The organism is Acidithiobacillus marinus, assembly GCF_002847505.1.
GTDB classification, from domain to species: Bacteria; Pseudomonadota; Gammaproteobacteria; order Acidithiobacillales; family Acidithiobacillaceae; genus Acidithiobacillus; species Acidithiobacillus marinus.
On the sequence record NZ_MXAV01000044.1, the window covers coordinates 1 to 10,139 of the forward strand.

Sequence of the window (10,139 nt, forward strand, 5' to 3'; positions counted from 1 at the left end):
GAGGAACCGTTTCAACTGCCTACGGCAACGGAAGACGCTGCCATACAAGATGGGATTTCTCGGGATATTGATACCTACGAGTTGCCGCTAGCCGAATTTGAAACGCTCAAGCGCATGGGACGACCGCCAGCTGCCGTGACCAAAGAGCGCGTCTCCATACGGCTTTCCCGTGAGGTGGTAAGCCGTTTCCGCGCATCTGGCCCTGGTTGGCAAACCCGACTTGACGCGGCACTCAAGGAATGGCTGGAAGCCCATCCTCAGCTATGAATGCGTCGATGATGATGTTCTGAAAGCAGCAATCAGGCGTCAGGAAACATCTGCTCCAGATTCAGCCCATCCAGTATCTGCTCGGCCCAGGCTTCCAGTTCTGGGATGCTGGCAGCCTCCAGGCGGGCCTGAATCCGGGGCGGCAGGGGGCCGTAACGCTTTTGCAGCAGGCGGAACAGTATTTGCTGCTTGCCGCGCGCTCCATTTTCCACGATCTCGGCCTGCTCCACCTCCAGACCCAGGAGAATGCGGGCAATATCCAGGGTGATACGCTTGAACAAGTCCTTGGATACGACATCCTTTTCCTGCATCGTCTGCTCCCCTTAATTTTTCGGCTAAGTGCAGAATAAGCCGTCCCCCGGCCTGCGGCCAGGGGATACCGATGCCAAGGGCGCGCAACCGTTACTGCGTTAGATCCAGACGCCAAGCCACCGGGCCACCCAGCGGGAGGCCAGCACCTATAGCCGCTGGAAAGTTGGAGGTACCACCCGTAGTATTCTTGTTGGCTGCACCTTGCAATAACTGGCGGCCATTGAACATGGTTACCGTGGGCGTGAATGCAGTTCCCTTACCAATTATATATCCTTGGGTTATTGTACCGTCTGATGGTGAAGTATAGGCCCCGGATGGGAATATTCCGTTCCCCAATGCGTAGATGTAATATGCTGCCGTATTGGTGCCACAAGTATTAGAGCCGGGAGGAATGGTAACCGGTACGATGACATTGCCCGCATCGATGAGCGCCTGGTCAGATATGGCAGAGCCACCAGGTAACGGGGTGATGCTGGTACTGGTGGAGCTGTTACCAGAGCTGCTTGACGATGTATAAGCTGTTCCACCACTCCATGTACCCGCACCACCCGCATAGGTCGTCCATACGGGTGACCAGGTACCGTTCATCTGGCTGAAAATGGTAATGCCACTGGGCCCCTGCACACGCAGATAGTTTTTCCCTTGGTAAAAGGTTCCGCCGATGAACTGCACATTTTTTGCCAGACTCGTGCTGGACCAGGCAGAAGAAAAGTTATTAGGGATCTTATCAAAATCAGTAAGACTAATAGTGCTAGCACTGGAATTATTACCTTTTGGATTCAACAAGGAGTCAAGATTCGTTGCGCTCATCTCATACACATTACCGCTACCATCCCCCAAAAAGAGATTACCGTTACTGTCTATATAGGGCGTGGCTGTGTTAGTGAATGGTAAGGTATCCAGAAACTCAACTCCACTGGTTACATTGAGAATTCCCAGATAGGAAGTGGAGTTCGAGTTGATAGCAGAGATTGCCCAGGTTTCCCCAAAATTATTCGCACCGGGTGTGTTCACCTGATAAAACACCGGCGCACTGGGTTGGGGTTGGGAGTCTCCAGTTAACTGATACTGCGCAATGACCGATTTAAGTGTTGGACCGCTACTGCCAGTGCTGGTGAGTTGCAAATCGTAATAGATGCTGCCGCCTCCAGCCACACCTACCACATAGGTATGCCAAGTGCTGCCACCGTCCGGGCTAGCATCTATACTTGCAAAGTTACCCATATTACTCCCTTGCCAGAAGAACGAATAATTCTGCAGTGAAGGCAGCAACGCGCCGGGCATCCAGCCCCAAAGTAAGGTGGGGCTACCAGTGTTATTGTATCCAAGCGCGTAGAGAAAGCCATCATTGTCAGAAAAGAGCACCGCATTCTGCCGATTGGCGTGGCTTGAAGCAAAGCTCAGATATCCAGAATTACTGAGCAGATTGGCGTTATTGGGTGGAGTGAGCACCTCGGCCGGCGCGGAGCTGGGCAGCCCCACATACCACCCAGAGGCTCTTCCGCCGAGGTAAGCACCATTATCATAGGACGGATCAATGGTGTAGTTGGCAATATCGCTTGCCGTCAAACCAGTCGGTAGAGTACCAAAAGCTGCGGAATCGGTGGAGGCAACTTTCGAAAAAGTCTGCGGCGAACCTCCCCCATTGGTTGCGCTCGTGGGGGTTGTATACAAGGCAGTAGATCGTGTGGCGGCAGTCATGATCCCATTGGCAGTCCAACTGGCTGTGCTGCTGACACTGCCATTGCTGGTGACAGGGTATGCGTATAAATCACCCTGGCCATTTATTGGATTGACATTCTTGAGGAGAAATTCCAAGGATCCCGTTGTGACTGTCGGTGGTGCCGCATAGGAAGACACTACGCTTTTTCCCAGGATATTAGCAACAATATTATTTAAGGCAGCGCGCACATCGCTTTGAGTCAGTGCAGAGTAATAACTGGTTGTACCACCCGCCTGTGCCATTGCTGTAAGTACTGCCTGACCTTGCTTTGCTACCGCTTGCTGCGCACTTGTTGTTCCAGCAGTGGCGGGTGCAACAGCAGAACCTACGCCAAGGACATAAGTTTTGATACCATTATTCGCAAGCAGCTGGATTTTCTGAATGGCTTCAACTACCGCTTCGTTATTAGTTGAACTCCAGGTACTGGCCGTGATGGACGTAACCCCTAGCGTTTGTGCAGACAAGCTCCCGAGTGGAGGATAAACATGTCCACCAGTACCCATGGTTGGTTGACCGTCTGTAATGAAAATGACATATTTCTGTCCGCAGGTCTTTGGCGTAGAGCTGGCTGTGAGGTAGGAGAGTGCTTTGGTAAAAGCGCCAGCAACTGGCGAATACCCGGCAGATGCGGTAATCGTATTTCCGGCGGGAAAGGTTTCTGGCCCGATATCTTTTAAGATACTATTTACACTGTTTTGATTATTATAAGACGAAGACAATGGAACAAGTATTTTTCCGCTATTACTTGTAACTGAAGCGTTATAACCATATCCTCTCAAAGAATACCAGACTTCAGGGCTACTTGGTGTGAAACCAGCACTTGTCGGTCCAGCTCCTGCGGCTATATTATTTGAATGCTTGCTATAGTATATAACTATTGATTTATTCTCATAATCGGATAGAGAAAAATCCGATAATTTTTCTTCTGGCCCAGATCCAACTGCATTTGCTGTATCACTTGTATCATATAGTACATCGTTGATAATTGGGTCATCGCTCGTATCATTTATATACAGAGTTGGACTATTAAAAAGTGAATTTGTACCTATTGGTTGGGGGTTATTTGTTGAATAGAATTCATTGTTAATGGCCTTGCATGAATTGCTTTGATTGTTGTAGCAAGGATTGGCAACTGGAATAGTTGCACCATTACTGCTACTTGAGTTGAATGAGAATCCTCCCTTACCGCTCATGTAATAAACCCAGGTACGGTAAAGACTCGGGGTCCCGGTTTTGTAGGTTTCCAATGCAAACTGAAGATTATTTTCATAAGTCGGGTTGCTTAAAACACTGGCTAATGACACCTCAATCCCATTTAACATGGATGGGGAATTATCAACATATCCGTTGTTATGTATACTGCTACAGGCAGATTGTGCTGCCGCAGTAAGCCCTGAAGCCCCACATGACAGGGTATAGGGAACTACTGTGCTTGCTGAACCATATGCAGGTGGAATAAAGTTGTTTGTTTGATAATAAGGAGGTGAACTAGAGGTGTTGTTTTGCGCAGCTATCCCAGAACCGGTCATAATTGCTCCGGAAAGCTGGGTAGACAGAACAGGTGCTGTAGCTGTTTGAGTGCTATAACTGTTTGTAGACTGAAGTACTCCGGCCATGCCTTGGGAGTTGTCCAGGAGAATCAATACTTGAGGTTGATCCTGTGGGGGAGTGTTCAGGCCACCATTGCTGGCTTCTGCCGAGGGAATGAAGCCTTGCAGCGGCAGGAGGTTGATTCCCAGGACAAGTAGAAGGGACAGCCCTTTCCGGAGTCGGTGTTTTTTTCGGGAAACCATATTACCTCCTTTGCTGATGCCGACCTTCGCCGCATCCTTTTTCACAGAAATTTTCCGCCAGCATTATGTTCAGCTTCGCTCCACGAAACTCCGTTCTGCAGAAATTCACTACGTTACTTTTCATGGTGCCATCACCTTGCGTAACACGGCCTGTACTGTCACCCCCAGTCCTCCGCCATTACTGCGCTGGGCGTGAACAAAAACCACATAATAACGCGACTGGATAGCGCCATTGCCGTTACCCGCCTGGCTCTGCTCGTTGCCTCCCAGTTGGGTGGACATGCCCCCGGATGGGAAAATGACGTACTCGATCTGAAAACTTTGGGAGGCAAAAGTGACCGAACTTGCGATCTCATGACAGGTGTTTACTGTCGTTGTGGCGCAACTATTCCAAAAAGTGGGGTCCGAAGGCACCTGAATGGGTGTACTGCTTGTCACTGCTGCAGTTGCGTAACCAGTAGTGGGCATACTCATGAGAAAGTAGGGCGCCAGTGCGGTGCTATTGCCTGCTGCCATCACTTCTGGCCAGTTAGGTTGATCATTCAGCCACGCTGCGGCATGATGCAAGCCAAAATCCGTCGCTTCCTGGGCGGCATTCTGCACCGCCAGATTACTTGCAATGAGGGTGTTGTTCTTGTTGAGGTAGAGGTAGGCCAAGACTGCCAGGGTCACGGCAAAAATCAGCACCAGCACGACCAGCAGAATGGCACCGCGCTCCGCCTGCTCGGGGGCGGAACCGTCTCGGTCATGGGTAGGACAGGTATTCATTTACTCCCCCAAATCCCGTTGCGCACGGGGATAACCGTCTGGAACAAGTGGTATTCATAGTGTCGGCAGTTGCCCTGCAGACATCCCGGCCCGCCGCTGGTTGGTACAGTGTATGTCTGCCCGAGTATGGAGAAACTCGCCGGACTGAGGCTGTTGGGCAGATAGCGAGTACTGCGGATGAGCATGGCAAGTTGCACGGCGACGATGCTTTGGGTGGCGCTTGGGGTATAGGCTTCTGGGGGCACCCAGCTCTGGACACTGCCGTTGCTGCCAATGCCATACTGCATCTGGATATCCACCACACCAGTGGCCAGCGCCTGGGGTGTCGGCGGCGAGGCCTGCAAACCCGTGTATTGGGTCATGTAGAGCGTAGGCGTACTACCCGCTGGAGTTTCCTGAATGGCGAATTGTTCAAAGAGAAAGCTTTGCGAACCCAAATCATAGAGATTGGCGCCGCTGAGGGATGGGGTGCCTGCTGTGCCGGTCAAGAGGGAAAATATCTGTGTTGGGTTTGCCTGAAAACAGCTTCCATGTTTTCCGGAATTGAATTCAATATGACCAGCTGTCTTAAGAGCACCATTCCCTGTATAACCATTATTGCAATCGGAATTCACAGTCCCTTTTCCTACGACATTGGTAATTTGCCCTAATAGGCAGGTTCCGCCTCCTTGGGGTGCGATCAGCGCCAAATCACCGGGGTCTAAGGGGGCTGTATTGCTCACAAACAGTCCTGCGCTATTTCCTGGATGATTTTGCACCGTCGTTGCGGGAGCGCCGCCAAAACTGCCGCCACCAACGACCGTCTGAAACTGGTAGGTGGAGATCCCGCCCGGAGCGCTATAACCACTTCCAGTGCTTTGTGCTGAGGCCGTGATGGCCACCAGTGCCCCGCCTTGTGCGCTGGCATTGTTGATGCCAACAACTCCATTGGGACACTGGCTGTAATTGGGCAACCCATACCCCGCCGACTCAATGGCCTGGCGCATGATGGCCAGGGCATTGCGGCCCCGCTGCCACATTTCGCCGTTGGCGGACTGCTGGCTCACGCTCTGGCTGGTATTGAGGAAAAAGCTGAATACTGCTATTGACAGCAGGCCGACCACCACCAGGGAAACCAGCAACTCCACCAGAGTGAGGCCCAGTTCTGGATTGGTGCTCTGATCTCTGTGGGTAGCATGGGCGGAGGGGGAGATGTGTTGCATGTCAGTAGCCCACGATGGTTTGCGTAGTGTAGGTTTGAGCGCCATTGCCCCAGGAAACGGAAACCGTCGCCGTGCAGGGGCACTGACCATTGTTATTGTGCGAGGTAACGGCAAGGCTGACCTGGCTTTGGGCTGGCATTCCGTAGGCGCTCATGACCTGCGAAACAGGACTCAGCAGGGAATTGCTGGCCTGTTTGGCGCTCACTTTTGCCCCATTCAGGCTCAAGGCATTGGCCCCATTGGCCCGCAGCACGCCGACGGCGCTCTGGGCGATTTCATAGCCCGAGGTCAGGTTCTGGTTTTGGGCGGACATGGAAAAACTGCCCAGAAACAGGCTCAGGATACCCAGGGAGCCGATGGCGAAAATAGCCAGGGCGGCCATCGCCTCGATCAGTGTCAGTCCGTCCTCGCGAGGATTTATCGGTTTACGCATCGTCATTGCAGGTTACACACGCTGCTGGTGGAGCCACTGGTGGCGCAGTTGCGGACGTTGCCCGCACCGCTGAGCAGGGTCAGCCAGTAGCCATAGGTGGCGGCATTGGGGCCGGCATTGCCAAAGGTAACCGCCGCGCCACCAACGGTATTGCCCAAATGATAGACCATGCCGGTTGGCGTGATGCTGACGGTGGAGCCCGTAACCACATTGCAGACCGTATTGGGATAACGGCTGGTAAATTCGCTGGCTGTCATCTGCGGCACCTGTTGCTGAACATTGGCTGCCTGGGGGCTGATGGTCCATGAGCAGGGATTGCCCCCGGTGATGGAAACCTGCACCGGATACCCGCTGCGGATGGCATAACCCTCGGCCCAGGCCATGTCCTGCTGCAAGCGCCCGGAAGCGCTCTGAATGTTGGCGCGAATCATCCAGATGTTGAACTGGGGAATGGCTACAGCGGCAATGATAGCCATGACGGCGATGATCACCATCAATTCGATCAGAGTGAAACCCGTTCCGCCCTGTTGCACCAGTCCAACCCGGGCAGCATTTGGATCAGCCTCAGTGAACCGGATGCATCCAGGATCATAGCGCTTTGTCTTCCATTGAAGGAAAGAGCAGGGCGGCAGCAAGCCCTCACCCCCCATGCGTCACCACCGCGCCCATCTTGAAGATGGGCATGTACATGGCGACCACCAGGGTGCCGACGATGACGCCTAGCACTACCATGATCATGGGTTCCATGAGGGTGCTGAGGCGGTTGACGGATTCTTCCACGTCGCTCTCGTAAAAGTCGGCGACCTTGCCGGACATGGTTTCGATGGCGCCGGTTTCTTCGCCGATGGCGAGCATCTGGGTGGCCATGATGGGAAAAACGCCATCAGTCTTGAGACGGGTACTGATGCGCCCACCAGCGGCGACATCATCCCGGGAGCGCAACACGCTTTGTTCAATGATGACATTGCCGGACACCTTGGATAGGGTTTCCAGCGCCTCCAAAATGGGTACGCCCGCCGCCTGCATGGTGGACAGGGTGCGCATGAAGCGGGCGACGGCGCCCTTAAGGAGAATATCACCCAGCACCGGAATCTTCAGGGCAAAGCGGTCAATGACGGTCTTGAAAGGCAGGCTGCGCTTGTAGGCAAACACAAACAGCCAGACCGCCGCAATGGGCAGGAGTACCACAATATACCAGTGACTTTTCATCCAGTTGGAAATGTTGATGACAATCTGGGTGAGCAGGGGCAGGGTGGCCCCAAAGCTGCTGAACAGTTGCGAAAACACCGGAATCACGAAAATCATCAGAATGACCACCACCACAATCATCACCGTGATGATAGCCGCCGGGTAGAACATGGCGGACTTGACCTTTTTGTTGAGGGCCAGGGTTTTTTCGCGGTACTCCGCCAGACGCAGGAGGATGGTATCGAGAATACCGCCCTGTTCACCGGCGGCAATCAAGGACACAAACAGGCGATCAAAATATTTGGGGAAATGCGCCATGGACTGAGACAGAGATTCCCCTTCTTTAAGGTTTTTGAGAATACCCTTGAGAAGTTTTTTCATGGGTGCGCCCTGGGTAGCGGTAATCAGCAGTTCAAAAGCCTGCACCAAAGGCACCCCGGCATTGATCATGGTGGACAGCTGGCGGACCATGACCACCAGCTGCGCTTCCTTGACCTTTTTTTCGCCAAAAAGGGGCTGCGGCACCTTGCGGATGGTGACGGGCACCAATCCTTGTTTGCGCAAAGCAACCCGCACGACATTGGGGCTGGCAGCGTTCATCTCGCCTTTTTTCTTACCCTTGCTGCCGGGCATGGTGGCTTCCCAGACAAAGTCATAGGTTTTCGCCTCTTTTACCGCGCCCTTTTTGCCTAGTGCTGTTGCCATTATAAAAAGTCCTCCAGATATGCCGTGGTAAATAGGCTGTATGTCCAGAATTGCAAGGTCAACGACAATGCCCGATAAAATGGGCTGCGCAGAGCGCTCGACTATCGTGCAGGCTGGACTTCAGCATGGCAAAGAACCATATTATGCTTAAGTATCACCAGGTGATAAGAGGTTTGCCATGGCCACATCGCTCAAAATTGATGACAACCTGAAAGGGCGCGTTCAGCACCTTGCCAGCCAGCGCCGCCGCTCACCACACTGGATTATGCTCGAAGCCATCCAGCAATATGTTGAGCGTGAGGAAGCCCGCGAGCGTTTCACGCAGGAAGCCTTGGCATCCTGGGCAGCCTATCAGCAAACCGGACGTCACCTGACCGGTCAAGAAGTTCGGACCTGGTTGAACACTTGGGGCTCCAGTGACGAAAGGGCTGTGCCGGAGTGCCACGATTAATCATCACCGAAGGCGCGGCGGAAGGATTGGAGCGTTGTCGTCAGTTTCTGTCTGGCAAGGCTCCGGATGCCGCCAGACGAGCTGGCCAAGTCATCGAGCGGCATTTTCAGTTACTGGAAACGGCTCCGGACATAGGCAGACCCTTCACTGAAATGCTGTCATTGCGTGAACTGCTCATTGTCTTCGGAAATTTGGGCTATGTGGCTCTTTACCGCCATGATCCTGCGGATAACGTCGTATATGTGCTGGCCTTCCGCCATCAGAAAGAAGCGGGCTATGTACTGTAACTCACGGTCTGCATAACATCCCCACCATTTTGCAAGGACTCCGGCTGAAAAACATTGCTAAGCGCTGAAAAATTCGCCACATTGAGAGCGTCGTCCAGCCCATAAACTTGCTTAATTGGAGCCGAGAATGAACAGCATACCCCAGCCCTTGCCAAACTGGATTGCTCAAGGCGATCCGCAATATCAACAGTTGCGCACGTATTACGATGGTACTTATCAGACCATGTGGTATTACCTGAAAGGCCACCCACGGCCCTGTTTTACACCGACTCTTCTGGAAGAAATCCAGGATTTCTATACGCAAATTCGTGTGGAAACGACAATGACTGAAGCGCGTGAGATCCGTTTTTTGGTGGCTTCTTCTGATGTTCCCGGGGTTTTCAATCTGGGTGGTGATCTGCATTTGTTTCGGCAACTCATCGCTCGGCAGGATAGGGCAGGCTTGCTCAGCTATGGCGTAGCCTGTATTGACGCACTACACACCAATATCACCCATTTGCATGAAGAATTGACCACGATTTCCCTGGTGCAGGGCGACGCTCTGGGTGGGGGCTTTGAAAGCGCACTTTCCAGTAATGTGTTGATTGCCGAGCGCAGTGCCAAAATGGGTATGCCCGAAATATTGTTTAATCTTTTTCCCGGGATGGGAGCCTATAGTCTTTTGCATCGTAAGATCGGCATGGCCGCTACTGAAAAATTGATTTTGAGCGGGCGAATTTACACGGCTCAAGAACTTTATGAAATGGGGATTGTAGATATTCTGGCTGAAGACGGAGCAGGGGAGCGTGCTGTTTATGCTTATATCAAAAAACATTTGCAGGCGGCTAATGGTTATGCAGCGATCCGACGCGTGCGTGACCTCTGTGCACCGATCAGTTATGAGGAACTGTATGCGACGGTAGAAATCTGGGTAGATGCCGCCTTGCGACTTTCCAGTAAGGACTTGCGAATGATGGAAAGACTGGTGTCCAGGCAATCTGCACGTCATGCAGAGATGGCCTGAATGCACA

The 10,139-nt window shown here is 52.6% G+C and carries 11 protein-coding genes; 4 read left to right on the forward strand and 7 right to left on the reverse strand.

Translation table 11 applies throughout. From position 1 onward, the window contains the following. On the forward strand, nt 1–267 hold a 267-nt coding region (locus B1757_RS11560), incomplete at its 5' end, for a BrnA antitoxin family protein (RefSeq protein WP_216360874.1). 32 nt (nt 268–299) lie between these two features. Here B1757_RS11560 and B1757_RS11565 read toward each other — a convergent pair. The 7 genes from B1757_RS11565 to B1757_RS11595 all read right to left on the reverse strand — a co-directional run bounded on the left by B1757_RS11565 (nt 300) and on the right by B1757_RS11595 (nt 8,391). Next, a complete protein-coding gene (locus tag B1757_RS11565; protein WP_101538453.1) occupies nt 300–578 on the reverse strand; it encodes a DUF4351 domain-containing protein in 279 nt (92 codons plus the stop codon). Between the two features lie 91 nt (nt 579–669). Then, the gene (locus tag B1757_RS11570) at nt 670–4,140 is read right to left on the reverse strand and encodes a pilus assembly protein (protein WP_253253831.1); all 3,471 of its coding nucleotides are present in this window, start codon (nt 4,138–4,140) and stop codon (nt 670–672) included. Between the two features lie 75 nt (nt 4,141–4,215). Next, nucleotides 4,216–4,863 carry a pilus assembly PilX family protein gene (locus B1757_RS11575; RefSeq protein ID WP_101538455.1) on the reverse strand — a complete coding sequence of 216 codons (648 nt, stop codon included), beginning with the start codon at nt 4,861–4,863 and terminating at the stop codon, nt 4,216–4,218. After that, on the reverse strand, nt 4,860–6,065 hold the full coding sequence (locus B1757_RS11580; protein ID WP_101538456.1) for a PilW family protein: 1,206 nt from the start codon (nt 6,063–6,065) through the stop codon (nt 4,860–4,862). Before B1757_RS11580 ends, B1757_RS11575 begins: the two co-directional genes overlap by 4 nt. Nucleotide 6,066: 1 nt before the next feature. After that, on the reverse strand, nt 6,067–6,498 hold the full coding sequence (locus B1757_RS11585) for a type IV pilus modification PilV family protein (RefSeq protein WP_101538457.1): 432 nt from the start codon (nt 6,496–6,498) through the stop codon (nt 6,067–6,069). Nucleotides 6,499–6,500: 2 nt separating this feature from the next. Next, complete coding sequence (locus B1757_RS11590) at nt 6,501–7,031, reverse strand: pilus assembly FimT family protein (protein WP_253253832.1); 531 nt, start codon at nt 7,029–7,031, stop codon at nt 6,501–6,503. Nucleotides 7,032–7,137: 106 nt separating this feature from the next. After that, entirely contained in the window at nt 7,138–8,391 is a 1,254-nt protein-coding gene (locus B1757_RS11595; protein ID WP_101538458.1) for a type II secretion system F family protein, read from the reverse strand. A gap of 178 nt (nt 8,392–8,569) precedes the next feature. On the opposite strand from B1757_RS11595, the gene B1757_RS11600 reads away from it, so the two are divergent. The 3 genes from B1757_RS11600 (at nt 8,570) to B1757_RS11610 (ending at nt 10,132) form a co-directional block, all read left to right on the forward strand. Continuing rightward, entirely contained in the window at nt 8,570–8,842 is a 273-nt protein-coding gene (locus B1757_RS11600; protein ID WP_101538459.1) for a CopG family ribbon-helix-helix protein, read from the forward strand. Further along, on the forward strand, nt 8,830–9,129 hold the full coding sequence (locus tag B1757_RS11605) for a type II toxin-antitoxin system RelE/ParE family toxin (protein WP_101538460.1): 300 nt from the start codon (nt 8,830–8,832) through the stop codon (nt 9,127–9,129). The genes B1757_RS11600 and B1757_RS11605 overlap by 13 nt, the downstream gene beginning before the upstream one ends. A 127-nt stretch (nt 9,130–9,256) precedes the next feature. Beyond that, on the forward strand, nt 9,257–10,132 hold the full coding sequence (locus tag B1757_RS11610; protein WP_101538461.1) for a crotonase/enoyl-CoA hydratase family protein: 876 nt from the start codon (nt 9,257–9,259) through the stop codon (nt 10,130–10,132). Nucleotides 10,133–10,139: the final 7 nt, after the last annotated feature.

Bases quoted from the DNA above. Each gene is read 5' to 3' on its own strand.
- B1757_RS11565 (WP_101538453.1), bottom strand. From the start codon at position 578: ATGCAGGAAAAGGATGTCGTATCCAAGGACTTGTTCAAGCGTATCACC.
- B1757_RS11575 (WP_101538455.1), bottom strand. From the start codon at position 4,863: ATGAATACCTGTCCTACCCATGACCGAGACGGTTCCGCCCCCGAGCAG.
- B1757_RS11580 (WP_101538456.1), bottom strand. From the start codon at position 6,065: ATGCAACACATCTCCCCCTCCGCCCATGCTACCCACAGAGATCAGAGC.
- B1757_RS11585 (WP_101538457.1), bottom strand. From the start codon at position 6,498: ATGCGTAAACCGATAAATCCTCGCGAGGACGGACTGACACTGATCGAG.
- B1757_RS11595 (WP_101538458.1), bottom strand. From the start codon at position 8,391: ATGGCAACAGCACTAGGCAAAAAGGGCGCGGTAAAAGAGGCGAAAACC.
- B1757_RS11600 (WP_101538459.1), top strand. From the start codon at position 8,570: ATGGCCACATCGCTCAAAATTGATGACAACCTGAAAGGGCGCGTTCAG.
- B1757_RS11610 (WP_101538461.1), top strand. From the start codon at position 9,257: ATGAACAGCATACCCCAGCCCTTGCCAAACTGGATTGCTCAAGGCGAT.